The sequence below is a fragment of the Corynebacterium sp. BD556 genome (assembly GCF_038452275.1).
GTDB classification, from domain to species: Bacteria; Actinomycetota; Actinomycetes; order Mycobacteriales; family Mycobacteriaceae; genus Corynebacterium; species Corynebacterium mayonis.
This window is the reverse complement of sequence record NZ_CP141643.1, coordinates 14,469-41,464: the sequence shown is the minus strand read 5'-3', so window position 1 is coordinate 41,464 and position 26,996 is coordinate 14,469. Positions and strand designations below refer to the sequence as shown.

At 61.4% G+C, this 26,996-nt stretch carries 15 protein-coding genes and 3 pseudogenes; 10 read left to right on the top strand and 8 right to left on the bottom strand.

Translation table 11 applies throughout. The annotated features are described in order from the left end of the window. Positions 1-32 precede the first annotated feature (32 nt). Positions 33-8,978, top strand: coding sequence for a fatty acid synthase subunit beta domain-containing protein (locus VLL26_RS00170; protein WP_342319145.1), 8,946 nt, complete (start codon positions 33-35; stop codon positions 8,976-8,978). 121 nt (positions 8,979-9,099) lie between these two features. Here the strand turns inward: VLL26_RS00170 and VLL26_RS00165 are convergent, their stop codons facing one another. The 5 genes from VLL26_RS00165 to VLL26_RS00145 form a co-directional block, all read right to left on the bottom strand. After that, entirely contained in the window at positions 9,100-10,053 is a 954-nt protein-coding gene (locus tag VLL26_RS00165) for a hypothetical protein (protein WP_342319144.1), read from the bottom strand. Between the two features lie 144 nt (positions 10,054-10,197). Continuing rightward, the gene (locus VLL26_RS00160; protein ID WP_342319143.1) at positions 10,198-12,300 is read right to left on the bottom strand and encodes an exonuclease domain-containing protein; all 2,103 of its coding nucleotides are present in this window, start codon (positions 12,298-12,300) and stop codon (positions 10,198-10,200) included. Positions 12,301-12,329: 29 nt separating this feature from the next. Further along, entirely contained in the window at positions 12,330-13,490 is a 1,161-nt protein-coding gene (locus tag VLL26_RS00155) for a GIY-YIG nuclease family protein (protein ID WP_342319142.1), read from the bottom strand. Further along, the gene (locus VLL26_RS00150; RefSeq protein ID WP_342319141.1) at positions 13,487-15,484 is read right to left on the bottom strand and encodes a DEAD/DEAH box helicase; all 1,998 of its coding nucleotides are present in this window, start codon (positions 15,482-15,484) and stop codon (positions 13,487-13,489) included. Before VLL26_RS00150 ends, VLL26_RS00155 begins: the two co-directional genes overlap by 4 nt. Position 15,485: 1 nt before the next feature. After that, the gene (locus VLL26_RS00145) at positions 15,486-18,203 is read right to left on the bottom strand and encodes a DNA methyltransferase (RefSeq protein ID WP_342319140.1); all 2,718 of its coding nucleotides are present in this window, start codon (positions 18,201-18,203) and stop codon (positions 15,486-15,488) included. Between the two features lie 96 nt (positions 18,204-18,299). On the opposite strand from VLL26_RS00145, the gene VLL26_RS00140 reads away from it, so the two are divergent. Together VLL26_RS00140 and VLL26_RS00135 are read left to right on the top strand one after the other, a co-directional pair. Then, complete coding sequence (locus tag VLL26_RS00140; protein ID WP_342319139.1) at positions 18,300-18,788, top strand: hypothetical protein; 489 nt, start codon at positions 18,300-18,302, stop codon at positions 18,786-18,788. Continuing rightward, positions 18,775-18,975 carry a hypothetical protein gene (locus tag VLL26_RS00135; protein ID WP_342319138.1) on the top strand — a complete coding sequence of 67 codons (201 nt, stop codon included), beginning with the start codon at positions 18,775-18,777 and terminating at the stop codon, positions 18,973-18,975. Before VLL26_RS00140 ends, VLL26_RS00135 begins: the two co-directional genes overlap by 14 nt. A gap of 493 nt (positions 18,976-19,468) precedes the next feature. Here the strand turns inward: VLL26_RS00135 and VLL26_RS00130 are convergent, their stop codons facing one another. Continuing rightward, positions 19,469-20,758 (bottom strand): polysaccharide deacetylase family protein, encoded by a 1,290-nt coding sequence (locus tag VLL26_RS00130; RefSeq protein ID WP_342319137.1) that lies wholly within the window; start codon positions 20,756-20,758, stop codon positions 19,469-19,471. Positions 20,759-20,817: 59 nt separating this feature from the next. On the opposite strand from VLL26_RS00130, the pseudogene VLL26_RS11100 reads away from it, so the two are divergent. From VLL26_RS11100 to VLL26_RS00100, 7 genes and pseudogenes are all read left to right on the top strand, one after another. Further along, positions 20,818-21,258, top strand: a pseudogene (locus VLL26_RS11100) (transposase); the annotation flags it as partial. Positions 21,259-21,318: 60 nt separating this feature from the next. Continuing rightward, positions 21,319-22,521, top strand: a complete 1,203-nt coding sequence (gene istA, locus VLL26_RS00120; protein ID WP_342319135.1) for an IS21 family transposase — start codon at positions 21,319-21,321, stop codon at positions 22,519-22,521. A 43-nt stretch (positions 22,522-22,564) separates the two neighbouring features. Beyond that, positions 22,565-23,362 carry an IS21-like element helper ATPase IstB gene (gene istB / locus VLL26_RS00115; RefSeq protein ID WP_342318488.1) on the top strand — a complete coding sequence of 266 codons (798 nt, stop codon included), beginning with the start codon at positions 22,565-22,567 and terminating at the stop codon, positions 23,360-23,362. A gap of 58 nt (positions 23,363-23,420) precedes the next feature. Next, a pseudogene (locus VLL26_RS00110) lies at positions 23,421-23,687 on the top strand (IS3 family transposase); the annotation flags it as partial. 68 nt (positions 23,688-23,755) lie between these two features. Beyond that, positions 23,756-24,097, top strand: a complete 342-nt coding sequence (locus VLL26_RS11095; RefSeq protein ID WP_425292329.1) for a transposase — start codon at positions 23,756-23,758, stop codon at positions 24,095-24,097. After that, a complete protein-coding gene (locus tag VLL26_RS00105; protein ID WP_425292328.1) occupies positions 24,094-24,996 on the top strand; it encodes an IS3 family transposase in 903 nt (300 codons plus the stop codon). The genes VLL26_RS11095 and VLL26_RS00105 overlap by 4 nt, the downstream gene beginning before the upstream one ends. Continuing rightward, positions 24,944-25,573: pseudogene (locus VLL26_RS00100) on the top strand (DDE-type integrase/transposase/recombinase); the annotation flags it as partial. The gene VLL26_RS00105 and the pseudogene VLL26_RS00100, both read left to right, overlap by 53 nt. A 401-nt stretch (positions 25,574-25,974) precedes the next feature. On the opposite strand, the gene VLL26_RS00095 reads toward VLL26_RS00100, so the two are convergent. Both VLL26_RS00095 and VLL26_RS00090 read right to left on the bottom strand, forming a co-directional pair. Then, positions 25,975-26,379 carry a DUF1877 family protein gene (locus VLL26_RS00095; protein ID WP_342319134.1) on the bottom strand — a complete coding sequence of 135 codons (405 nt, stop codon included), beginning with the start codon at positions 26,377-26,379 and terminating at the stop codon, positions 25,975-25,977. After that, the gene (locus VLL26_RS00090; protein ID WP_342319126.1) at positions 26,379-26,978 is read right to left on the bottom strand and encodes a hypothetical protein; all 600 of its coding nucleotides are present in this window, start codon (positions 26,976-26,978) and stop codon (positions 26,379-26,381) included. Before VLL26_RS00090 ends, VLL26_RS00095 begins: the two co-directional genes overlap by 1 nt. Positions 26,979-26,996 lie beyond the last annotated feature (18 nt).

Below are 26,996 nucleotides of genomic sequence, written 5' to 3'. Positions count from 1 at the left end.
CAAAGCCCCTCTTTTGACCAGGAAAGACTTTCATGACTCTCACCCCTTTGCTTTCGCTGACTTCGCCTGCCGTGATATTCCAGGGGCAGGGAACCAATTGGCAGCTCGCCCTTGCCGATGCCACCTCAAGCCCCCGGATCCACTCACGCTTAAACGAGCTGCTTTCTTCCGCGCGCACGTTGACAGGCCCGGTCGCCCGACCGCTTGCTTCGGCTGTGCCGGGGGTCACCGAACGTCTGCGCGCCGTGATGGACCCAGACCAAAGCACCGAGGCCGCAGACGTTGACTCCCACCCGGCGGTTAGCGTGCCGGGCATTGTCCTGGCCCAGCTCGCCGCGGTTCAGCAGCTTCGAGATTTGGGGCTTGCCGTGGACACAGCGAAGCTGGCGGGCCACTCCCAGGGCGCCCTAGGTGTTGCCGCGGTGCATAACCCGGTGCATGCCCTGGCCTTCGCCATAATTTTGGGAGCTGCTGCCTCCACAACGCACGGCGCGAGCGATTCAGGGTCCCGCATGCTCAGTGTGCGGGGTCTGCGCCGGGGGGAAGTGGAAAAGCACGCTGGGGAGCTGGTGTCCGTAGTCAACGGGCCGCGCCACGTCGTGTTAGCGGGTGAGCCGCAGAAACTCGCTGCTGCGCGTGAACGCATTGCGGCCGCCGCTGAGGCTTATAACTCCAAGCTTGAAGCTGGTGCGTTCGGCGGGTCCGAACTCACCCCGCTTTTCGACGACCTCCCCGTCGCCTACCCCTTCCACAGCGCCGCTAACGCCGCGGGCGTCGAACTTGCTGTTGAGTGGGCCGAGACTTGCGGTATTGACCTTGGGGATACAACTCCGCGTGAGTTGGCGCAAGCCATCCTTGTTGATGTTCATGACTGGCCGGCGCAGGTGCGTGATTTGCTCGATGCGGGTGTCAGCCACATTCTCAGCCTCGACAAATCTGTCAGCACCATCACCAACACGCTCACTGCGGGTTCCGCAGTAGCAGTAGTCACGGTTGACTCGGCCAAGAAGCGCGACGACCTTTCCGTGCCGGGCAAGACACTTCCCCAGGCCGCCGACTACTCCCGTTACGCGCCGCGGCTGGTGCGTCTGCCGGACGGCAAAACGTACACCCAGACTCGTTTTTCCACCCTGACTGGCCTGTCCCCGATCATTCTCGGCGGGATGACACCGACTTCAGCCGACGGCGAGATCGTCGCCGCAGCCGCCAACGCCGGCTATTGGACGGAGCTCGCCGGTGGCGGCATGTATTCGGAAGATGTTTTCACCGCCCACAAGGACACACTTGTTGAGCACCTTGAGCCGGGCCGCACGGCGCAGTTCAACACCATGTTCTTTGACCGCTTCCTGTGGAATTTACAATTCGGCCAGACCCGCATGGTGCCTAAGGCACGTGCGGCTGGTGCCCCCTTCAACGGTGTGTGCATCTCCGCCGGCATTCCCGAGGTTGAAGAAGCTAGCGAGCTTCTCGCCACCTTGCGCGCGGAGGGTTTCCCCTACATTGCTTTCAAGCCGGGCACGTCCAAGCAGGTGCGCGACGCGCTGAAGATCGCCGCCGCCAACCCGGATGTGCCGGTGATTGTGATGGTGGAAGACGGCCACGCGGGCGGCCACCACTCCTGGGTGGACCTGGATGATCTGCTAATGGACACCTACGGGGAGGTCCGCGAGCACGACAACGCGATCCTTGCCGTCGGCGGCGGCGTGTATTCGCCACAGCGCGCGGCCGAACTGATCAATGGTGATTGGGCGACGCGCTGGGAACTGCCCCTGATGCCCGTTGACGCCGTGTTTATCGGCACCGTGGCCATGGCCACGAAAGAGGCGAAGGCCACCGATTCAGTCAAGGACCTGCTGGTTAGCACTGCCGGTCTGACTCCCGAAGAAAACGGCGGATGGGTCTCGCGCGGAACCGGCCGAAATGGGGTGGCGTCCTCGCAAAGCCACCTCCTCGCAGACATCCACGACTTGGACAATTCCTTCGCCAAAGCGTCACGGTTGATCACCAGCATGCCCATCGAGGATTACGATGCGCGCCGCGACGAGATCATCGAAGCCCTGTCGAAAACCTCAAAGCCTTTCTTCGGTGAGGTCGAGGAGATGACTTACGCTGAGTGGGTCGAGCGCTTCGTGGATTTGGCCTACCCCTTCGTCGACGCCTCCTGGGACGCACGTTTTATCTCCTTGCTGCACCGCATCGAGGCCCGTTTGAACGAGGCCGACCACGGCGAGATCGAAACAATCTTCCCACAGGGTGAGGAGATTGACCCGCGGGAAGCCGTCGACAAGCTGCTTGCGGTCTATCCCGTCGCCCGCGACATCAAGGTCTCCCCGCGCGATGCCGCATGGTGGATCGGACTGCACTACGCCTACCCGAAGCCCATGCCATGGGTGCCGGCCATCGACGGTGACCTGAAAACCTGGTTCGGCAAAGACACCCTGTGGCAGGCTCAGGACGAGCGTTACACCGCCGATGAAGTCCGCATCATCCCCGGCCCTGTGGCCGTTGCTGGCATCACGAAGAAAAACGAGCCTGTCGCCGAACTGCTCGCCCGCTTCGAGGAAGCCGCAACACAGTCGCTGCTTCACGCCGGTGCAACCCCAGTTGACCTCTACTGCCGCTTAAACGACGCGGCGAGTGTAGAAGATTTCCTGCGCGCCGCACCCACCCTTGTCTGGCACGGCCACCTGATGGAAAACCCGGCCTACGCCATGTCGCCGGAGGCTTACGACATTGTCGAGGACAACGGCGAGTGGTCCATCCGCATCAACACCGACTCTTACTGGGATGATCTGCCGGAAGAGCAACGCCCCTTCTACGTACGCGACGTGATCATCCCGCTTGACTTGCCGGCAGGGGTGTCCACCGGCGCCTCCCCCGTGGTCTCCGACGAGCGCCTGCCCAAAGCCGTGTTCGACCTGCTCGCCGGCCTAGCCGGTGTGGGCTCGACGTCGGAGGCCGGCGACGAGATCACCGCAATGCCGAGGATCATCGAGGGCTCCCAGTCGGACGACGCCCCGTTCGGCGTGGCCAAGGCTTCCTTCACCTTCCCCGCCTCGCTGCTTGCCGCGCACACCGCGGTGACCGGAGCGGCACTGGGCTCCGAAGTGAAAACCGGCACCCCGGACGTGCTCGTCGGGCCGTGCTGGCCGGCCATTTACACCGCGCTGGGCTCCGGACAGCTTAGCGACGGCTTCCCCGTCATCGAAGGCCTACTCAACGCGGTCCACCTCGACCACGTCATCGACCTGCGCGCCGATTTGCACGAGCTTGCAGACGGACGCACCATCGAGGTAACCTCGCGCTGCTCGGCGATCGAGGAGTCCGTCTCCGGGCGCATCGTCACCGTGGAGCTTGAGCTGACCTCCGCAGGTGAAGTGGTGGCCACCCAGATGCACCGCTTCGCCATCCGCGGCCGCGCCACCGTGACCACCGCGCCGAGTGCGGCCCCCTCCTACGGCGGCGCCGCAGAAGCCAATGCGGTGGAAGCCACTCCGCGCTCCTTCGTCGACCGCGCCACGGTCACCGCACCACACGATATGACCCCATTTGCGCTGGTATCGGGCGATTACAACCCGATCCACACTTCCTTCAACGCCTCCGGCCTGGTGGGGTTGAAGGCCCCACTGGTGCACGGTATGTGGCTTTCCGCCACTGCCCAACACCTCGCCGGGCGCCATGGTGAGGTCACAGGCTGGACCTACTCGATGTACGGCATGGTGCAGCTCGACGACGAGGTAGAGATCACCGTCGAGCGTGTTGCGCGCGTGGGCATCCGCCCCGCTTTGGAGGTGACCTGCCGCATCGGTGGCGACGTGGTCTCGCGCGGCCAGGCGCTGCTGGCGCAGCCGGCCACCGCCTATGTCTACCCCGGCCAGGGCGTCCAAGCCGAGGGGATGGGTAAGGCTGACCGCGATGCCTGCCCCGCCGCCCGCGAAATGTGGCGTCGCGCAGACCGCCATACCCGCGCCAACCTTGGCTTTTCCATCCAGCGCATCATCGACGAGAACCCCACCTCGATCACGGTGCGCGGCACCGAGTTCAAGCACCCGGGTGGAGTGTTGCACTTGACCCAGTTCACGCAGGTGGCGCTGGCTGTGGTCGCCTACGCCCAAACGCAGCGCCTACGTGTCGCTGGTGCCTTAGGCGAAGGCGCCATGTACGCCGGGCACTCCTTGGGCGAGTACACAGCCCTGGCCTCCCTAGCCAACATCTTCGACCTCGAAGCGGTCATCGACATCGTCTACTCGCGCGGCTCCGCCATGGGATCGCTCGTCCCACGCGACGCGGAGGGCAACTCGGACTACGGCATGGGCGCGCTTCGGCCCAATATGATTGGTGTGGGGCCCGACGAGGTCGAGGATTTTGTCTCCCGAGTTGCCGTTAACTCCGGTGAGTTCTTGGAGATTGTGAACTACAACATCTCCGGCCAGCAGTACTCCGTGGCCGGTACAAAAAAGGGCCTGGCCGCTTTGTCCGCCGCCGCCAACTCGATTCGGGAGCGCGCCTACGTGCAGGTTCCGGGCATCGATGTGCCCTTCCACTCCCGTGTTTTGCGCGACGGTGTCCCCGCCTTCGCCGAGAAGCTCGATGAGCTTTTGCCCGCCGTGATCGACGTGGACACTCTAGTGGGCCGCTACGTGCCGAACCTGGTGGCCCGTCCTTTCGAGCTGACCCAAGACTTCATTGACGCGGTTGCCGCTGAGGTGCCCTCCGAGCGCTTGTCCGGGGTGACGGTGGACAATACCGACCGCAACACCTTGGCGCGCATTTTGCTCATTGAGCTGTTGGCCTGGCAATTCGCTTCCCCGGTGCGCTGGATTGAAACCCAAGACCTGCTCATTGGGCGCGTAGAGCAGATCATCGAGGTGGGCCTTGCGTCCTCGCCGACGCTGACGAACCTGGCTAAGCGCGAGATGGATGTTGTGGGCCGGCGCATCCCGGTGTTCAACGTGGAGGCCGACCAGGACCGTGTCATGCTCGCTGACACCGTCGCCGCCCCGGAACCGGAAATCGAGGAGGGGCCCGCAGATGAAGCGCCGGCCCCAACCGCTCCTGTCGAGACGGCCCCGGAGATTCAGAAGGCAACCGCCCCCACTCCTGCTGCGGCTTCCGGCGGCTCCCTCGCCACGGATCTGCCCTTCAGCGCCTCAGACGCGATCATGGTGCTTTTCGCTTTCCAGAACAAGATCAACTTGGGGCAGATCAACGATAGCGACACCATCGAGGAGCTCACCGGCGGTGTGTCCTCCCGGCGCAACCAGTTGCTCATGGATATGTCTGCTGAACTCGGGGTGCCCGCCATCGACGGCGCCGCCGAGGCGGACGTGGCTACCTTGCGCGAGCGCGTCAACCAGGTCGCCCCAGGCTACTTTCCCTTCGGCACGGTCCTGGGCGAGGCAGTCACTTCGCGTCTGCGCCAGTTGTTGGGCGCCGCCGGCGTCAAGCCCGCTTTCGTGGGCGAGGCCGTCTCGTCTGGGTGGGGTTTGCCCGCCACGTGGATCCCGCACGTGGAGGCGGAGATCCTGTTGGGCACGCGCGCTGAGGAGTCTGTGCGCGGCGGCAGCTTGAACACGCTGCCGGGTGTTTCTTCCAAGTCTGACGCGAACGCGCTTGTCGACGCCGCCGTCGAAGCCGTCGCCGCCCGCCATGGTGTGGCGGTGTCCAAGGGCACCAGCGTGGCTGCAAGCGGCGGAGTGGTTGATTCCGCGGCCCTAGACGCCTACAGAGACGAAGTGACTGACACCCTGGTTGCAACGGCGCGCACGCTGCTCAACAAACTGGGCATTGAGGAGGTCCACCCCGAGGTCGAGGTGCCGGATAGCACCGTCATCGACACCATTGAGGCCGAGCTCGGCTCCGGCTGGGTGCAGCAGGTCACTCCGATTTTTGACGCGCGCCAGGCAGTGCTTTTCGACGACCGCTGGGCCCAAGCCCGCGAAGACCTCGCCCGCGTGGCGCTCGGCGAGGTTGATATGGATATCGCTCGCTTCGCCGGCACGGGTCAAACTGTCGCCGAGCAGGCGCAGTGGTACGCCGACAACGGTTTCGACGGTCCGCTGGCTGAAATCGCCCGCGTCGCCCTTGAGACCCCGGAGCTGGAATACGCCGGTGAAGTCGCCCTAGTGACGGGTGCCGCCCCCGGTTCCATTGCCGCCGCGCTTGTCGAGCGCCTGCTCGCCGGCGGTGCCACGGTCATCATGACTGCCTCGCGTGTCAACCAAGCCCGCAAGGAATTTGCGCGCACGCTCTACCGCGATCATGCTTCCGCCGGCGCCGCACTCTGGCTTGTGCCCGCGAATTTGTCCAGCTACCGCGATATCGACGCGGTGATCGACTGGATCGGCTCCGAGCAGCGCGAAACGGTAGGCAATGAGATCCGCGTAACTAAGCCCGCCATGACCCCCGCTCTGGCGTTTCCTTTCGCCGCACCGGGTGTCTCCGGCTCGCTGGCTGAGGTCGGCGGCAACGCCGAAACCCAAGCCCGCCTGCTGCTGTGGTCTGTGGAGCGCACCATCGCCGGGCTGTCCACGTTGGCGCAAAACAGCGACGACTTCCCGTCGACACGCACCCACGTGGTTCTGCCGGGCTCACCAAACCGCGGCACCTTCGGGGGTGATGGTGCCTACGGCGAGGTCAAGGCCGCCCTTGACGCAATTGTGAACAAGTGGTCCGCCGAAACCGGCTGGCCCGAAGGCGTCACCCTGGCCCAGGCCCGCATCGGTTGGGTCGCCGGCACCGCTCTGATGGGCGGCAATGACGTGCTCATCCCAGCGGCGAAAAAGGCTGGCATCCACGTGTGGAGCCCGGAGGAGATCTCCTCCAAACTTATGGGTCTGGCCTCGCGCGCCTCCCGCGAAAAGGCCGGAAAGGCGCCGCTCGATCTGGATCTGACCGGGGGGCTAGATTCCGCTGGCGTGTCCATCGCTGAGTTGGCCCGCAACGCCGAGATCACTGCGGCGACCAACGACACTTCGGTGCGCGAGGGCGCGATCAAGGCCCTGCCGAACCTGGCCAACCCGGCCCAGCCGGCTGCGGTGGAGGTGGGCGAGGTCACCTGCGATCTTGAGGACATGATCGTGGTCGTTGGTGTTGGTGAGGTTTCTTCCTGGGGCTCGGGACGCACCCGCCGTGAGGCGGAGTACGGCATCCAGCGCGACGGCACGGTGGATCTCACCGCCGCGGGCGTTTTGGAGTTGGCGTGGATGACCGGTCTGGTGCGGTGGGCCGAGGACCCGAACCCAGGCTGGTACGACGCTGAAGGCACCGCGATCGACGAGGCTGACATCTACGAGCGCTTCCGTGACGAGGTTGTGGCCCGCGCCGGTGTGCGTGAGCTGACAGATAAGTATTTCCTCACTGACCGCGGTTCGATCGATTTGGCTGAGGTCTTCCTCGACCGCGACATCACCTTCACTGTGGAAAGCGAGGCCATCGCACGCGACATGGAGGTCGCCGACCCCGCCAAGACGCGCGTTGAGCTTATCGACGGCGAATGGACCGTCACCCGCCTCGCCGGCGCGACCGCCCGTGTGCCGCGCAAGGCGACTCTCTCGCGCACCGTGGCGGGCCAGATGCCGGACAACTTCGATCCGGCCGCCTGGGGTATCCCGGCGCAGATGGTGGACAACATGGACCGCATCGCCGTGTGGAACCTAGTCACCGCGGTCGACGCCTTCATCACCGCTGGTTTTACCCCGGCGGAGCTGATGCAGGCCGTCCACCCCGTCGACGTCGCCTCCACGCAGGGCACCGGTATCGGTGGCATGGAGTCTTTGCACAAGGTCTTTGTCTCCCGCTTGCTTGGCGAGGAACGCCAATCCGACATCCTGCAGGAGGCTCTGCCGAACGTGGTGGCGGCGCACACGATGCAGTCACTTGTGGGTGGCTACGGCTCGATGATCCACCCGGTAGGTGCTTGTGCGACCGCCGCGGTGTCGATTGAGGAGGCTGTGGACAAGATTGCGGTGGGCAAGGCGGATTTCGTCGTCGCCGGCGGCATCGATGACGTCCAGGTCGAATCCCTGGAGGGCTTCGGCCAGATGAACGCGACCGCGGCAACCGAGACGATGCGCGACAAGGGTATTGCGGACCGCTTCATCTCGCGGGCCAATGACCGTCGCCGCGGTGGCTTCCTGGAAGCCGAGGGCGGTGGAACGGTGCTGGTCACCCGTGGATCAGTGGCGGCGAAGCTGGGGCTTGCTGTGCGTGCGGTGATCGCTTATGCGTCTTCCTTCGGCGATGGCGCGCACACGTCCATCCCGGCACCTGGCCTGGGTGTTCTCGGTGCCGCACGCGGTGGGGCGACGTCGCGTCTGGCGCGTTCGCTGGCGGCGCTGGGCTTGACGCCTGATGATGTCACCGTCCTGTCCAAGCATGACACCTCCACCAACGCCAACGACCCGAACGAGTCCGAGCTGCACTCCATCCTGTGGCCCGCCATCGGACGCGACGTGCGCGCTCCGATGTACGTCATTTCGCAAAAGACACTTACCGGCCATGCCAAGGCGGGCGCCGCGCTGTTCCAGATCGGCGGGCTTATCGACGTCCTTTCCACCGGCTCCCTGCCCGCCAACGCCTCCCTTGATTGCGTCGATCCGGCAGTGGGAGCGAAGGCCCGCAATCTGGTGTGGCTGCGTGCTCCCTTGGACCTGGGCGAAGGCGCGGTGAAGGCCGCCGCACTGACCTCCCTGGGCTTCGGCCACGTCGGCGCCCTGGTTGTCCTCGCCCACCCGAGTGTGTTCGAAGCGGCACTGGCTGCCTCAGGGGCGGACGTTGAGCAGTGGCGGCAACGCGCCACCGCCCGTTTGCGCGCCGGTACCGGCTGGCTTGAAGCCGGTATGACCGGCAAGCGGGAACTTTTCACCCAGGTGGAAAACCGTCGCTTTGCTGAGGGCAACGTCCACGACGGCGAGATTGCGCTGCTTTTGGATGCGGACGCGCGGCTCGGGGCCGACGGGGTGTACCCGAGGGGGTAAGGGCTCTGGGGTGAGAACTGCAGGGTAAGAACTAAAAGGCAAGAATCCACCGGAAACTCGCGAAACGGTGGATTTTTGCCCTTTTCCTTTTGACCTTTGGTTGCTAACCGCGCAGGCCCACCTACAGCCCGCGCAGGATATCAGCCAGGTCATCCTGGCGCCGGTGACCGAAGATCGCGGTGCTGAGTCGGCGGGGCGCGCCCGGGTCGAGGCCTAGGGCAACGTTGATTGCCTCTTGCGCTTTGTCCGGTGTAGCAGCAAGTTCCGGGTCGAGTCCCATCGTGGACAGGAGCAGCCCCAGCCCCTGCAGTGAGTCATCGAAAGGCAGGGCCGGCAGCACGTCGAACTCATCCCCGTAGCGCAGCCAGACGCGCTCACCGGCGGTGGTGTGGAGTGAGTCAAGAAAGCGCTTGATGGTCGAGGTCGAGATTTGCTTGAGCCGGTTTACTCGCACGTACTGCTCCCCGAGGCGGCTCGGAACAGCCACCGAGTCATTGACGCCAACCTTGTATAAACCCGCCACGCCGCGGGGGACTTGGAAGCCGGAGCCTCGGAGGTGATCGGGAGTCACCGTCACCAGGAGGTGCCAGGCACCGTCGCGGAAGTAGAGGTGCTTGGAATCCTCCGGCTCGTCCTCGATCGCCGCTTCACTTTCCTCCGCCCGCGTGACGACGCCATCTGAAAGCGAGAAGTCGGACGAAGCCGCGTAGGCCCGTACAGAGGATTCGCTGATGCGCAGCCGCTCTGCCTCTGCGATGAGGTCACTCAAGGCGACGGACCCTGTCTCAGATTCGTCGACCCGTCGGCCAATCCACCCTGCGATAGTGCTGAAATCTTCCAGACCCCATTCGGCGAGGGCATAGGTCGAGTTCGCAACCCGCGAGATCCTACTGTCCACGGCGAGCTGGTTCGCCATGGACCTGACGTTTCCCTCCATCTGGAGCGCCTCGGCGATCTCGTCGACAGTCATGGGCTCGCCGGTCACGGAGAGCACTGCCGCAGCACGGTCCTGGTGGCTCCGGGCCAGCACCATTGCTCCGCCGGGTAAGTCAATGTAGCCAGGCTTCTCTGCCAACCACGCGCGGAAAGCTTTCTCATCAACGCTCAGTTTTGCGGCGGCATCCGCAGGGCTGAAAACGTTGTAGGCGTTCGAGTATTCTGCGAGAACTTCGTCGGCGGTAGCCGAGAACCCGGGGGCGCTCAGCCAGGTCTCGTCGCGTTACCAGGCTTTGAACATACAGCGGAAGTACTCCTCTGCGGAGCGCTCGAGGATCGGGTTGTCCTGCCAGAGGGCCGGCAGCTCTTCCTGGGCCGCCGACACCTGCACGAGTGGGCCGAGACGCTCGGCCAGAAGCGCTGAGGTTTCCGCGCTCAACTGCGACTTCGTATCGAAAACGTTTCGCAGCTGCTTCTCAATCTGCCTGATCCGCTCTCTCGTGACGCCGAACTGGGCGCCAAGCTCATCGAGGGTGGCCTCGCCTAGCCACCGCCGGGAGGCGATCGCAAGGGAGCGCTCGTCGTGGATGCAGATGTCGACAAGCTCGTGGAGGCAGGCCTTGATCAGGGTGGATATACTTTCTTCACCGCTACCGGGGAAGGGCGACCCGGTGAGCGCGGCCCATCCCTTGACGACCTCGATCTCGTCTAGCGGTTCCTCCACGGAATCGTCCGCGGCGTAGATGTCGGTATCGAGGAAACCATCCGGCTCCTCGTGAGCCGTATCGGCCGTGCCGTCTTCGTCGATAGCAGCGAGCACCACCGCTTCGACGAGGCGCTGGAGCCGCTTCGCCCCCACGCCTGGAATATCCATCAAGTCGTGGACGGTGGCATCGAGCATGCGCTCGAAGCGAAGGCTCCACTGCGCGGCGATTCGCTCGCTGCTCGAGCGCGAAAAGTCTATCGCGTAGCGCGGGCCGAGCACCGGTGACACACGGTACAGGGGTTCTGCGGCTTTGTGTTCGATCCACAGCGCAGCGATGGTCTCGGCGGTCAATGCGCCCGGGTCGCCGCCAACACCGACCTGGCTGACCCACGCAAAACGCCCATCGACGTCACCGCCGGCGAAACCTCCCGGGGTGGTGTCTTCGCTGGGCAAGCCGATATCTTCAACCGGTGCCTTCCAGGTAGAGCGCGGCTCGAGCTGAGAGACGAGCCGCGCGAAGCTTTGTTCGCTGACGATCGGGATCATGAGCTCGCGCGCCCGCGCCACTTTGCCGCTCATGGAATCAGGATTCGCCGCCACGACAACGACGGTCTGCTTCGTAACTCCTCCGGGCACGAGCCCCGCCCTGGTTGCCCGGCGCTCCCATTCTTCGCGCGGCAGATCCAGGGAGCCGGCAAACGCAATACGGTCACCTCCGCTAAGAACGAAGCTCCTGGATGAGTTTCCCTCGACGGGTTCTGCCAGGAGGGCAGCGACAAGTTCGGGTGATACCCCGAGGTCATCAGCGAGTTGGGTTAGGAGGTTGCGTTCGGCGTCGGTGACGACTCCGTCGAGCCACGCCTCCACAGCGAGTTGACGAATGAATTCCTCGTGCGTCTGGTTGATGTCATCGATGGAAAGGCCGTCGATGAATGCAATGTCGCCAAGCTGTTTGATTTCGGAGGCGGAAAGGGCGTGGTCGACCAGGCTGGCGGCCAACGCGCGGCGGTACCGTTCCGACCCTCCAGCGCCCGAGGCTGGAAGGGATTCAGCGAGCCGAGCAAGCCAGTGCTGCTCCTGCGAAATCTGCGGGGTGTCGCGATGACGAGAGATGGCGCCCGGCGTTTCTGCTTGTACCGGCCGCGCCGCGAAGGACTTCAGCCGAGGTAGTGCAGCTCCGCGAGAGCGCGCAAGAACCCGGAGGAGGTCCGCTGTAGCCCGCGCGTCCGAGAGCGCGGAATGCGCGCGGGGGTTCTCGACTCGTGCGGCCGCGACCGAATCTGCAAGCTTAGAGGTACCTAGGTAGTGCTGCGACAGCCTCATGGTGTCGAGCCACTCAATGTCGCGCAGGTTTGTCTCAACGCCTGCGGACTCGAATTCCCGGGTGAGGAAGCGGTTTTCAAAGGTCGCGTTGTGGGCAACCAGTACTCTCCCGGCAAGAAGACCCGCAAGGTAGGGCGCGACGTCGGCGAAGACGGGGGCATGGACGAGCTGTGAAGCCGTGACCTTATGGACGTGCGAGTTCGGTATGTCCCGGTTCGGCTGGATGAGGGTATCCCAAACACCTTCTACCTCGAGGTCCATGTTCAGAAGCACGACCCCAATCTCGATGATCCGGTCGGTGTGCCCGAAACCAGTGGTCTCGAGGTCCACCACTGCGTATCCGCGTGATGCCGTCACTGCTCCTCCTTGGGTTTCGTTGATCTCCGTCATGCGGGACGTACCACTAACTCCCCCACCACCGGGTCATACACGTACCCGACGATCTCCCCGGACATGATGAGCTCGATGGCGCGGTCGATGACCGGCAGCGGCACGACGAACCATTCGGTCGCGGCCACGGATCCGCCTACGGCATCGACTATCGACGCATCCAATCGCACTGCAGCGAACACGCGGTGCAGCAGGTGTTCAAGCGCAGACGGTCGCAGGTTGTAGGCCCGGTAGGTGGCAATGATCTCGACGGGCGCCATGAGGTAGGTCGGGCTCTTTTCCGCGCCCGCGATGCGCTTTTCCACCGGCCCGCGCGAGAAACCGATCTTATAGAGGTCTTGCAGCGAGCGCACGTCGGGGTGATCGCTGAGCGAACGAAGGACGTAGAGGTAACCGGTTTCCTCGTCGGCGTCGCCGATCTCGGACGCGGTCATGGTCGCCCGGGTCAGGGCCTGCCCGCCGGTTTCGTAGAGCCGGTTGGCTAGGGACTCGCGGTACATGGAGGATTCGGTGCCGTTTTCAAAGATCACGCGCAGGCGCGGCTTGTTCTCTCCGCGCTCAGCGTTTGGCTCGTGGACCTCGGCGACGAAACAGAGCAGGCCGCTGACCAGGAAGAATCTCCCCTCCCGGATGCTGCTTTCGCCGACAAAGGGGGTGAGCTTCCACGTCTCTTCGGCTAGCTCCTGGTGTTTGGCCTTGAAGTGTCCCTCGAACACGGCGAAGTCCGCTGCTTTGACCCGGGTGGCGCGCTCGCCGTCCTCGGCGGGGCTCTTGCGGGCAGGCAGGGTGGACACGTCGAAGATGTCGGGGACAGCACCCAGCAAGTCGGAGGCACCCGCGAGGAGGTCGTCGAGCGAGGCGGGCGCGGGCGCTGCGGTCAGCAGGCCGTGCTCGTCGTGGTCGGTGAGATCAGCGATCTTGTCTTCGCTGCCACGGATCCCCACCAGGCGCGCGCCGAGTTTGCGCTCGGCGATATTGAGGGTGTCGGGGTTAGGCTCGCGGCCGTGCTCGGAGACGAAGTCGTTGATCTCCTTGAAGGCGCGCACGAGACGGTCGACTTCGGTGACGGGCCGGGGCTTTTCAGGCGTCTCCAGGAGCCCGTCGGCGTCGGAGGCGATGAGGGCGTCGAGTTGGTCAAGTAGGGGGTCGTTGCTCACTGGTGCGCTCCTTCGGTGGATTGCTGGGCTGCCTGTTCCGCGGCCAGCTCGGCGCGGCGCTCGGTGACGGCTTTCCGGACGACGAGGAGGGCGTCGGCAAGCTGGCGTTCTTCGGTGTTATCGCTGCGGCGGTCGGGCTCGCGCCCGTTGACCTCCATCCAAGGCTTCACCCGCGAGAAGAGCGTGAGTGCCTCTTCCAGCGACATGTCGAGGCGGGTGGCGTAGATGGTGTCGGAGATGAGCTGGAGCACCGAGGGGGTGACGGATTTGGAGAGGATTTCGAAAGCGCGCTGGAAGGGGTTGATCTTGTCGATGAGGTTGATGTTGAGGTCGTCGATGTTGACAAACTGGTGCGCCATCTCGATGAAGCGCTTGTCACCAACCTCGCGCACTTCGCCGGACTTGACCACCGAGTCCACCACCACGCGCTGGCGAACCTCCTCGACCTCTGTTTCGGTGAGGTCCGGGTACTGCTCTCGGATGATTTTGGGGATGAGCACCTTGTTGGTCGTCTCCGCGTCGACGCTGCCGACGGCCGCACGGGCGAAGGTGTCGTCCTGCAGGATTTTGGCTTTGAGGTCGTTGAGGTCCGTTGCGACGATCTGTTTGACCCGCTCGGTGGAGGGTTCCTTGAGCCCGGCGATCTTGAGCACACCGGGCTCGTTGGTGTCGTCGCCACTCTGCCTGGCCTTGAAGTTGAAGTTCTGCGCCAGCACCTGCTCCATGAGCAGCGAGGCGGTAATCGCCTTGAGCATGTTGTTTACGGAGACGGTGACCTCACTCTGGGCGGCGTCGGGCTCGGCAAGCAGGTTGGTGAACTGCGCGTGGGTCTTGCCCTCGGCGTCGCGGGTGACGCGCCCGATGATCTGGATGATCTCGGTCAGCGATGCCCTGTACCCCACCGTCAGGGCGTGCTCGGCGAAGGGCCAGTCGAAGCCCTCTTTCGCCATGCCGAGCGCGATGATGATGTCCACCGCGTCCGGGTCTTTCGAGGCGACGCCGACGAGGTAGGCAAGGGTCCGAGCGCGCGCCTTCTGGTCGGTGTCATCGACGAGGTCGGCTACGCGCAGAATCTCGCCGTTGTCGCGCCTGCGCACGAGGATGATCCCGGTGTGTTCCTCCTCCCCCACGCTCTCGCCGATGGTGTCCAGGATCAACCCGACTTCCTCGATCTTGTCCTTGGTGGATTCGCCGGAGTTGACGTTGGGGATGTGCAGGATAGTCTTTTTGTCCAGGTCGAGCACCTCGCCGATGGTGTCGGTGTAGCGGCCCTGGTAGAAGTGGTGGCCGATGCCGAGGGACTTCAGATACTCGTAGCCGTTGAGCTGGTCGTAGTAGTTGAAGGTGACGGGGGTGAACTTGGCTTCGTCGCCCGGCATGAGCACGGGGATGGCGTCGCCGCGGAAGTAGGAGCCGGTCATGGCGATGATGTGGGCGTCGGAGCCGCTCATGACGTCTCGGAGCAGGGCCCCGAGCCGGCTATTGTCTAGGTCGGCGGAGACGTGGTGGAACTCGTCGATGGCGAGCACGGTGCCGTTGAAGTCTGCCGGGGTGAGCTTTTCGAAGGCGAAGCGCAGCGTGGCGTGGGTACACACGATGGTGGTGTCGGTGCTGCGCATGAAGCGGATGAACTGCTCGACCTTGCTGGCGGAGCTGCCCGGGGTGCACAGGTTGTTGCGCGGCTCGACCTCCCAGTCCGCGAAGAAGCCGTGCTTGACCAGCTCGGTGTTGGCGAAGGAGCCGCCGATGGAGCGTTCGGGGACTGCCACGATGACCTTTGTGCGGTCTTGGTTGTAGAGCTTGTCCAGCCCCACGAACATCAGCGCGCGGGACTTTCCGGAGGCCGGCGGCGCCTTGATCAGCAGGTATTCGGCGTTGCGTTGCGCGTAGACGCGGCGTTGCATTTCGCGCATGCCGAGTTCGTTCGTGCTGACGGACGTGCCCGCCTGCGCGTATTCGACCTGGATGAGGTTCTCCCGCGAGTGTTTGCCCATGTTAAGCCTTCTTCCGTTTCCGCTTTGCCGGTTTCGCCGCTTCCTCTGCGGCGATCATCTCCTCATATTTAGCAAAGAGGTCGGACAAGCGGTCCTCATCCGTTTCGTACGGGCGTTTGGAATACAACCCGTCGACGAAACGGTCGACCGCCTCGTGCGCCTCCCGCAGGTTCGCGGGCATCAGATCGGGGTCGTAGAGCTGCGCGAGCGTCTTCTCGCAGTGGTACTCGCGCACGTCCAGCACCCGCAGTGCCAGCTCAGTGAGCTTTTGCTTCTCGACGTCCGACAGCTCCCGCACCGGGAAATTGTTGTAGACGATGGTGTTGGAGTAGCGGTAATCCGTCTTCATCTTGCCGCCCACGGCCCGCGCCCACACCATGTGCATACGCGAAGTGAGCAGGCCGAAGAGCCAGGGTTCGGCGTCGTAGATGGCGAAGGCAAGGTTGGAAATAACGGTGTCCGGGCCAAGAAAACCAATCGGGATGTACTCGCGACGCTCCGAGGAAACGCTGGGGACGATGATGGAGTCGGTCTTTCCGCCCTTTTGCTCCCGAAAAGACCATGGCATCGCTGCCTTCTTACGAGTGCCAGCATCCGTACTTGAAGAACGCATTTCGAAAACCCTTTGAAAACGGTTTGCTAGCACCGGAATCTTCTGTGCTTCCGCAGATTCTTCCGGTTTAACCCATATACAGTACCGATCAATTCCATTTATGAACTCCTGACTCCCGAGAACCTTTCTTATGTACGGAATGACCCGTGCATCATCGGAAATCAGCCGATCTCGCTCTTGAGGCGTGAGTAATAGGTTTCCGCCATCCATTGCCATGTTGCCGAATTGCATTGCCGGAAAGCCGTGAGACAGCGCGGTCTTCGGACGCCTCCACACGAAAAGGTTCTTCGCATCGGCAAGATACCCGTTGATGCGACTCACCTCTTTGCGGATTCCATCTTGGAAGAGGTACCGCGGGGCAGGGGACTCATTCCTCAGCCCGATAACAACGACGGTCACGCCCGCGTTGCTCTTCGCATTGTTCTCCCACTTGAAGGACGTGTAGGCAAAGCCGATCTCGACTTCTGCGTCGAAAATCATCGGGAACATCAGACCCACGTGCTCGCCCTGGACAACTGAGTTGGTGGAGACCAGCGCAAGCTGGGCGTTCGTGCCTGCGATGTAGTCTGTTCCCTTTATGAACCACAGCGCGATGTAGTCAAGGTTCTTGTTATAAGGCCGGTCCCCAAATACGAAGGCGTAATCCTCCTTCTGCGCTGCGGACTGCTTCTTCGATCCCCCGTACGGCGGGTTCCCAATCAGATAAATCTCATCAGATCCGTTGTTCGGGCACACCTCATTCCAGCCGATACGCGCAGCGTTGCCGGCGCGGATCTGGCCGGTCTCCTTCAGCGGGATCAACGGGATGGCAACGCCAAACAGCTGCTGGAACTCGCGGTTCATCTGGTGCTTGGCAATCCACAGCGACAAGATGGCCACCTCGACGGCGAAATCGTCAATTTCAATGCCGTAGAAATTCTCGATGTTGATGGCCGATTCATTGAACAGGGCGTCGTTAACCCCCAGCTCAGACTGACGCTGCAAGATCGCATGCTCGAGGCGACGCAGCTCCTTGTAAGCGATGACCAGGAAGTTGCCCGAACCACAGGCCGGGTCAAATACCTTGATGCGCGCAATGCGGTCTAGCAACTGCTTGAGCTTCTTCGGCTTGTCAAAGGCAGCCTCGAACTCCTCCTTCAGCTCGTCGAGGAACAGCGGCTCGATCGTCTTCAAGATATTGGGCACCGAGGTGTAGTGCTGGCCCAGGTTGGAGCGCTTGCCCGGGGTGACAATGGCCTGGAACATCGATCCGAAGATGTCCGGGTTAATGTCCAGCCAGATCTGGGCGCCCAGCTCAATGAGCATTTCGCGGGCCTTCGCGGAAAAGCGCGGCACCGTCAGATGGGCGTCCGCACGGAAGAGCCGGCCGTTGACGTAAGGGAAGTCCGCCAGGTGCGCGGGCTTTTTCGCCGGGTCCGCCTCGTCGAGGGCCGCGAAGAGATCTCTGATGAAGTCGGCGGTGTCGGAGCCGTCGTCAAGCGTGTGCGAACCCACCGCATTGGTGAACTGATTCTCGGCGAAAATGCCCGTGTCCTCCGCGAAGTAGCAGAACAGCAGGCGCGTGAAGAAGACGTTAAGGCCGTGGCGGGCGGCCGGGTCGTCGAGGAGCCCGGGGTTGGCGCTGGCGAGCTCGTCGAAAAGCGTGCCCATCTTCTCCGCCGCTCGGACGTCAGCATGCGACTCCGCGGTGTACTGAGCCTTTTCCATGCCTGCCCAGGGAAGGAAGAAGGTGAAGTGTTGGTCGATCTCGCGCAGCGCGAAGGTACGGTTCTCCGCCGTCTTCGAGTCGTAGGCAATGAGGTCGACGTAGTCGGTGACGATGACGAAGCGCGGGCCGAACTTCACCACCGTGGGCGAAACACGCAGCTGCTCAAGCTCATGCAGGAGCTCGCCCTCCGCCTCGCGGAAGTAGACGACGTTCTTCTGCGCCACCTCGCGTTCCGGATCGGTGGCGACGTTCAGGGAGCCATTGCGCAGACGGGTGACATTGCCCTTCGAACGGCCGTAGGCGAGCAGAAGATCGAAGATGATCTCACGGTCGTAGTGCTCGCGCCCAGCGAGGGGTGTGATGCGTTCCTCGATCGCCTTGAGGTTCAGTCGTGCCACGTCAGATTCCCCTTTTCTTGTCAGCTACTTCGGAAAAGCTTAGTAGAGTTGGAGCGGTCGACGCGGGTTTGGTTCCAGGGTGCGCGGGAGAAGAGCATGACAAGGATCAACGATTTCCTCAGTAGTCCTTTCGGGCAGTTTGTCAGTGAAGTACTTCTCACAGCACTACCGGCGGGCATAGCAATCTGGGTGGCATGGACCGGTGTCAAAACCTTCCGCCAGAAGACCAAAGCTGATGAAGAGAACGAACGTTGGCGACAACGCGATCAGTGGTTGGCGAACATGCGATGGGCCGTGGAACAAACCCAAGGGCAGTCGTTGGAACAGCAACAGTTCGGATGGAACTATCTCTCAATTCTTCTCGACGAGGCAAAGCGCGAACGCTCCGTAATCGCGGAGTCCGGGGAGGATTGGCTCACGAGCGTCGCGGGCATGGTTCGGACCTACATGGACCTGGCTCAAGGCGAGGGAACGGAGATCCTCGATCGCGAAATCGAAGCGAAGAAGCAGGCGTTGCGTAGACTAAAGGCCAGAAACGCGGAACCCTCAGGCGATGAAAGGAGTGCGGACAATGAGCCAGACTAAGCTGCCCCGTGCCGCGCGGACCGCTCTTCGCAGCAAACGGGAAGGTAGGCGAATCCGCGTGGCGCCGCCAAAGGAGTCGTCTTCACAGACGGCAACCGCCGACGAAGCTACCCGGCTGCGCCACGAAATCGCCATCTTGGAATCGAAGAAGCGGATCCTGAAAACGCTCGATGCTCTAGGCGCGTAACAGGTCCACTTGGAGCGTCCTAGGTCAAGAACACAGGGCAAGAATCGACCATCTGGCCACTTTTTGGTGGATTCTTACCCTTTTGTTCTTGCCCTTTTGTTCTTGGGCGCATGCCGCAAGCCCCGCACCCCTCACTAGCCCACGAGGAACGGCCCCTCCTTCCCTGCTGTTGCGCGGTGGCCACTCATGCCTGCGCCGTGGCGTAGATGAGCCAATCGGCAGCTCGCCGCTACCCTCCATGGACCGGAAGAGCTCCGGGTCCCACGAGCCAAAATCGTGGGACGGAGAGAAGCTCGCCGGTACGCCCGTTCGCATAATCCCCTCAGCGACAACGGCGGACGGCCTCGTCCAGTTCTGTCCGGATTTTTGCCACATATCTCTGTGGAAGGCCAGCGCTGTGGATATCGCGGCCTCGAAGTTGACGGGCATGGCGATTTCTTTGATGACGTCGGCGGGCGGCCGTCGTTTCGCTCGGAGATACCCACGCCGCCCGCTACGCCGGCGCGGCCCCCAGCTTCACGAAGGTGAAGCCCGCGGCCCGCAGCTGGGAGATCGCCGCCCGCACTCCCTCGGCGGTACCGTGCCCGGGCTGGTTCATGTACATAATTACGATCGAACCGGGCGCGCTGTGCACCAGGTTGCTCGCCACCACAGGGCCGGGCGCCGTCGCCCCCGCGTCGCCGTTGACAGCAAAACCGGCGAGGGTGACGCCGAGGTCCCCGGCGATGCGGACCGCGACGTCGTCGCAGAACGCGGTGCCCGGGCGAAACCAATTCGACTCCAGCCCCAGGAACTCGCGCAGGAAACGGCGGTTGGCCTCGATCTCCTCCACCAGCTCAGCGACAGTGGCCGTGCCCGCGATTCCGTAGGCCGAGCGGCCGTTCACCGATAGCGGCTTGTGCAGCGTCCCGTGGTTCTCAATCTGAAACAGCGGGTTGTCCGCGATCTGCCGCGCCCGCTGCGGATTGGCGTCGATCCAGCGTTTGTTCCAAAACAGCGTCGCCGGGACCGCCAGCTCCCGAAGGGTGGCGAGGAGGTCGCCGACAAGCGAGCCCTTCGGCCCGCCGCAGGCGTTAAAGGTGAGGGCGATCGTCTTCGGCTTCGGATCAGCCGTCCGCACGATTCCCGGCAGGTCCAGCCCCCAGTCACGGGCACCCGCGTTGAGGTAGCGCTTCACGACGTCCGCGGGCTGCCGCTGAGGCACACACTTCTCGGACGTCGAACTGGCGGGAACGGACGTGGATGGTTCCGCGCCGTCCCGGCTGACCGGCGCCGCACACGACGCCACGCTCCACGCGGCACCAATCATCGGCAGCGCCACCCCGGCCCGAAGCAGGTCGCGGCGGCTCAGGGAGCGGGGTGCGCGGGCGCCGGTGCCGTCCGCTCCGACGGCACCGTCGTCGTGAGGCGCAGAGGAAAAGTCCACGGCCGCTGATCTTATTGGGCGGGGCAGCGGCGCTCGGGGAGGCGCTGGTACGGGGCCGCGGTTGAGCGCGGTTTTCGCTGGCCCACCCCGCGAGTTCTCTCCTCCCGAGCCGTCCTCAAGAGGGAGCGAATAATCCCCATAAAGCACCGCGCTGGCAATTCCATACACCGGTGAAAGCTCATACCCACTGCCCCGGTCGATCACAGAGATGCTTTTCGCATGCAAGTCGACGTTTCCACTCAACCACACAAAGGCCAATTGGAGTATGAAGTCGCGGGCAGCGAGTACGGGAGCAGCCTCCTCCGAAAGCACCTGGTCGCACACATCTTCGTGCCTGACGTGGTATTTGTCTGCCAAGTAGATGCTAAAGCGTCCTGGGTTTAGTTCCTACTTCTGCTAAGGAAGGATTGGACACTATGCCTAGGAATTACTCCGTCGAGTTCAAGGAGAAGGGCGCTCCATCAGATCATTGAGATCGCCCGCCTGGAGTCTTGCTCCCTGCAACGTGCCTACACGAAAGTCGGTGAGCTCCTTGGAGTATCTCACCACACGTTGCAGTCTTGCCACCGTGACAGCGCCTCAGTACGCAATAGTTCTGACGCGTCAGGCAGCGAAACAATGGAAGCAGAACTCAAGCGTCTGCGCCGGGAAAACCGCGAGCTGAAACAAGCAAACGCGATTTTCAAAACTGCTTCGGCTTTCATCACAACGGAACCCGACCGACCCACAACCAAATGATCCCTTACATCGACGCCTACAAAGATCAGTTTGGGGTCGAAACCATCTGCCGAGTCATTAAACAGACAGATCATGGATTCATCACCTCACGCGACGACCGCAAAGCCACTGTCAGCGCTCTTTGAAAAGTAGCCCAAAACGCTCTTCGAAAAGTAGCCCACCCGGAAAAGATTGGATGGGTGATTTCATTGGAGGAATGGGCGCAGATCCGATACCTGCGTGGGCAGGGTCTGTCATTGAGGAAGATCGCGGCCGAAGTGGGCTGTGCGAAGAAGACGGTGGAGAAGGCTTTGGCTTCAGATTCGCCGCCTTGTTACAAGCCACGGGATGCCAAAGGCACGAGTTTCGATCCGTTTGAACCGCAGGTCAGGGAACTTCTCACGGAAACACCGCAGCTTAATGCCAAGGTGTTGGCTCAGCGAGTGGGCTGGACAGGCTCGGATTCATGGTTTCGCAAACACGTTGCCAGGATCCGGCCTGAGTATATGCCCGCCGACCCAGTCGATACCCTTACTCACGCCCCGGGGCGTGAGATCCAATGTGATCTCACTTTTGCACCGGGTGGACTACCTGATGCTGATGGGGTCTACCGCGCGTTGCCGGTGTTGGTGATGGCAGCCTCGCATTCTCGTTTCGCTGCGGCGTGTGTGCTTCCCTCGCGCACGACTGATGACTTGATCGCCGGGATGTGGCAGTTGATAACACGTGATTTCCAAGCGGTACCAGATCGGCTCGTGTGGGATCACGAGTCCGGGATTGGCAAGGCGAAGCTGTGCGAGCCTGTTGCCGCATTCGGCGGGGCGCTGTGCTGCAGAATCGTTCAGACCCCACCGCGGGACCCGGAATCTAAAGGCATCGTCGAGCGCACCAACGGGTACATGAAGCGTTCCTTCTTCCCCGGGCGCCGGTTCAGCGACCCGGTGGATGTGCAAGCCCAACTTGATGAGTGGTTCACCACAATCGCCAACGCACGCGTTCACACCACGTTGAAGGCCACACCGGCGGACTTGTTTGCAGCTGATCAGCGGGCGATGCGCCCCTTGCCACCGTATCCGCCGGTGTTCGGTGTCAGGCCCGCGGTGCGCCTGCCGCGAAACTACTACGTCACCGTTGACACCAACCAGTACAGCGTGGATCCGACATTCATTGACCGACTAGTCACTGTGCGCAGCACGCTTGATGAAATCGCCGTGACCGGGCCACACGGTGAACCCGCCGCGGTGCACCCACGCCACTGGGGCCAGCACAAGGTCATCACCGACCCCGCCCACACCCAAACTGCCCGCGCCATGCGCCGCGACCTAGCTACGGCGGGCGAGAGATTCCAGCCAGATACCGCTGTTGACATCGCTGACCTATCCATCTACGACCACATCGCCTAACACGGCCTCAACGCCCCACAAACTTCAAGGAGAGCTCTTTCCTATGACCCGCACCAGCGCCCACGACACCGCGGCGGCAATTAGTCACCTCGCACGGGAGTTGAAAGCCCCACGCATCGACAACGTCTACTCAACCATCGCCAATCAAGCACGTAGCCAATCCTGGACATTCGAGGAGTACCTCGCCGCCGTGCTATCTGTCGAAGCGACCGCCCGCGCAGAATCCGGAGCATCATTACGCGTCAAACGCGCCGGCTTTCCGGCCGTGAAAACCATCGCCGACTTCGACTTCACCGCACAACCCAGTATTGACCGCACTGAAATCGCACGCCTTGAAACCGGGGCCTGGGTCGCCACAGCTGAAAACGTCGTCCTGCTCGGCCCACCCGGAACCGGCAAAACCCACCTCGCCACCGCACTTGGCATCACAGCAGCGCAGCAAGGCTATCGCGTCCTCTTCGACACCGCCGCCGGGTGGGTAAACACCCTCACTGAAGCCCACAACACCGGCAAACTCGAAACGCTGCTGAAACGATTAAACCGCTACCACCTGCTCATCATCGACGAACTCGGCTACATTCCCGTCGAAGCTGACGCGGCGAACCTGTTTTTTCAACTCGTCTCCAGACGCTACGAACACGGCTCCATCATCGTGACCTCAAACCTAGCGTTTTCCCAATGGGCGCAATGCTTCGGCGACATCACAGTAGCCACCGCCATGGTCGACCGCATCGTCCACCACGCCAAAATCTTTCAACACCGAGGAGTAAGCCACCGCATCAAAGGACGCGAAATACCCGCACCAACAACCCCCTCACCAACCCCACATCAGGCACAATAACAACGACCACACTGGGCTACATTTCAAAGAGCGCCAGTGGGCTACATTTCGAAGAGCGCTCACAGCCACCACACGGGTTCCCAGCGCAAGAGCCTTAAGCGATAGCCTGCTCATCCCGGAGATTCAACGGGCGCATGCGGAGAATTTCCCGGTCTACGGCATCCACAAAATGCGGCACGCGATAAACCGTGAAGGTCTGCATACTAGTCGCGACAAAACGGCCCGGTTAATGAAACTAGCCGATGTGAGCAGTTGCAGACGAGGACGAACCCCGGTAACCACGATCGGCCCGATGACACCGGATCATCGCCCTGATCTTGTGCGGACCTGACCCCTTGGTGGTGGACACGCTGAAACCAGCATTTCGCTGGGGAAGTGAGGTACCTTTCCACCATGCCACGCAAGACCTACACCGAGCAGTTCAAGCGTGACGCAGTGACGTTGTACGAGTCGACCCCTGGAGCCACGATCAACGCGATCGCCTCCGATCTCGGGGTCAACCGCAACTCCCTGCGCACCTGGCTCGACGCCTTCGGCACCGGCACCAAAACCAACGCCAACGGTGAAAAAGTCGCCAGCCCGATCGCCGCAGCCAACAGCGAACGTACTCCTGCTCAAGGACTCTCCGATGCCGAACGCATCCGCATGCTGGAACGCGAAAACGCCACGCTACGGGAAGAACGAGAGATCCTGCGCAAGGCGGCCAAATATTTCGCGGAAGAGACGAACTGGTGAACCGCTTTCAGTTCGTTGATGACCACCGAGACTTCTACGAGGTCAAGCGGTTATGTGAGGTCCTGAAGATCAACCGGTCCTCCTACTACAAGTGGAAATCTGCTGCTCCTGCCCGCCGGCGACGCCTCGTCGCTGACGCGGCGCTGGGAGCGAGGATCAAGGCCGTGTTCACAGCTGAGAACGGCTGTTACGGGGCGAAACGCATCACAGCGGCCATCAACTCGGATCCGACCAGCGATGATCGCCTCAATCACAAGCGCACCGCCAGGCTGATGCGCCAGATGGAATTGTTCGGCTACACCAAGAAACGCCGCGTAAAGACCACGGTGTCTGCGAAACGCGCTCCGACGTTTCCGGATCTGCTCGCACGCCGTTTCACCGCGGAGAAACCAAACATGGTCTACGTCGGCGATATCACCTACCTCCCGATTGCAGATGGGTCGAATATGTACCTGGCGACGGTCATCGACTGCTACTCGCGGCAGTTGACCGGTTTCGCGATCGCCGTCCACATGCGTACGGAGTTAGTTGAAGAGGCTTTGATGATGGCTTACGGGATCCGTGGCGGGCTTGACGGAGCGATTTTCCACTCCGATCATGGCAGTGTATACACCTCTGATCGGTACCGAAGACTATGTGAACGTCTCGGTGTTACCCAATCGATGGGAGCAATTGGTACCAGCGCGGATAATTCTCTGGCGGAGTCGTTCAACGCCACGTTGAAACGGGAAGTCCTTCAAGATGCACCTGTTTTCGCCAGTCAGCTGGTGTGTCGCCGGGACGTGTTCCAATGGTGCAGTCGCTACAACACCAAACGCCTGCACTCGAGGTGCGGCTATCGTTCGCCGAACGCCTTTGAATCTTCCGAAACAGCTATACTCAAAACCGCATCTGATTAAAACTCCGTGTCCACTTTCCGGGGTTCAGACCCTGCAGCGAAACTTCCGTGCACAAGCACCAGGCAGGCTTTGGGTTGCCGACATTACTCACGTTCACACCCTGGCAGGATTCGCCTCCACCGCGTTTGCCGTAAACGCCTACACCCAAAAACTGTTGATGTTGCTACACGCTCTACACTGCGTACCGATGCACCGCCAATAAAAGCCCTTGAAACAAGCGTTAACGATTACAGGGCGAATCCATGGAAACAAGCTGATTCACCATAGCGATCAGGGCGGCCAGTACGTGTCACTGACGTATTCCACGGCTCTAGCTAAATCCAAAATCCGGCCAAACGGAGGAACGGTCCGTGATCTATATGACAATGCTCTAGCCGAGACAGTCAACAGCCCCTACAAAACGGAACTCATTTATGCTCAAGCTCCCTGGACATCGGTCGGAGAAGTCGAACTGGCCACCTTACGGCGAGTGCATTGGTGAAACACCAAGCGGCTTTACAAAGCGTTGGACTATGCCAACCCACAGGAAAGAGAAACCAAGAACTATCTCACCCACCCCATCAACACTGGGCCGTAAAAGAAGCGGAACTAAACCCAGGACGCTTCACTTCATGGATCTGTAGAAACCACCCAACCACAACCTGCATCAGGACCCATAGTGGTGCACTCACCAACTAACTGACCACCGAGTGAACACCCTTCGAAATGCAGCCCACTAGCACCCTTAAAAAACAACCCAATATGGTCGTAAATATTGCGCCTCATATGTGGGTTGGTCCGACAAGTGTTGCCGCGAGCACTTTCCCGCCCTTCAAAGCAGTAGCCAACACCGCAACGCTAAAAGAAACTCACAAGGTGCTAAAAGATCCTCACGAGGTAAACCACGCAGCCGAACATAGCAATGACTACCGTGACATCACCGAAGCCTGGTTTCAGCGTGACCCCGCACGTGGACCAGATCCGAGCAGCAGCGTTTTCTTAGCCATATAACACAGCTACCGCGTGGCCGTTTTCGGCAGCAGCGGTATAAAACTCTGTCAGAGTTTCCATTTCATCTATGAAATCGTCATCGTCATCGATGGTGCTTTCCGCCAGTGCTTTCGCCATCGCGGCAACTTTAGCGGGATCAGCGACGAACAATTCTTCATCAACATCACCAATCCCAACTGATCCATTCACAGCTTCTACAGCCAATGGATTGCTCAATGCTTCTGCTAGTGCCACGTACCGTTTGTCAATATTTTCAACCGTGACTGCATTTGGTTTTCCCAAAACTTCTGCTTCCACCCATTCCATCGCAAGATCAACAGCATCATCGGGATCCAGACGAAGCAACTCCTCATACTGTTCTTTGGTAATCGACAAATAATTCGGAATGATCATCAGTCTTCCTCCTTTTGCTGGGCTTGAGCGATACGCTCTAACCCTTCGTCAACAATTTGGCCTGCACCTGCAAATCTACTATCAACTAGCCACAAAAACCGGGAATCTTCCCGAAATTTCTGACTCTTCCACGATGCGTACCAAATCAAGCTATGTTGAAAAAACGCCAAGGGATCTGGGGAGATCGAGGACTGTAACGAGAAGAACCGATTCAACTGATCAAAATTACGCGGATGCACACTGCCAGTCAGTTCCGCAGTGGCCGCATCAAACAAAAACTTCGTTTCTTCTGCCGGATAATCCTTATACTTCTCTACCTCATCAACTACAGGGGTGACGTCTAAGTCCTTCGCCCCAAAATCCACCAACATTCTAAAAATCCCACGCCTAAACGGACCCCAGGGCCCTTCTTCTGCATAGGAGCGCAACGCAGCGATAACTTCTTGCCTGGTTTCCGTATCTGCATGTATTTTCGCTCCGATTGTGAAGTTCGAATACTTTTCATACTTCTCACGGAATTCGGGAATCAACTCTTTGAACTGTTCAATCAGAAACTGATCAACTTCTTCATTCCACTGAAAAGGGTTCGGTACCGTCATATCACATTCTTTCTCTCG

Bases quoted from the DNA above. Each gene is read 5' to 3' on its own strand.
- VLL26_RS00170 (WP_342319145.1), top strand. From the start codon at position 33: ATGACTCTCACCCCTTTGCTTTCGCTGACTTCGCCTGCCGTGATATTC.
- VLL26_RS00150 (WP_342319141.1), bottom strand. From the start codon at position 15,484: ATGGGCAAACACTCGCGGGAGAACCTCATCCAGGTCGAATACGCGCAG.
- VLL26_RS00140 (WP_342319139.1), top strand. From the start codon at position 18,300: ATGACAAGGATCAACGATTTCCTCAGTAGTCCTTTCGGGCAGTTTGTC.
- VLL26_RS00135 (WP_342319138.1), top strand. From the start codon at position 18,775: ATGAGCCAGACTAAGCTGCCCCGTGCCGCGCGGACCGCTCTTCGCAGC.
- istB (WP_342318488.1), top strand. From the start codon at position 22,565: ATGACCCGCACCAGCGCCCACGACACCGCGGCGGCAATTAGTCACCTC.
- VLL26_RS11095 (WP_425292329.1), top strand. From the start codon at position 23,756: ATGCCACGCAAGACCTACACCGAGCAGTTCAAGCGTGACGCAGTGACG.
- VLL26_RS00095 (WP_342319134.1), bottom strand. From the start codon at position 26,379: ATGATCATTCCGAATTATTTGTCGATTACCAAAGAACAGTATGAGGAG.
- VLL26_RS00090 (WP_342319126.1), bottom strand. From the start codon at position 26,978: ATGACGGTACCGAACCCTTTTCAGTGGAATGAAGAAGTTGATCAGTTT.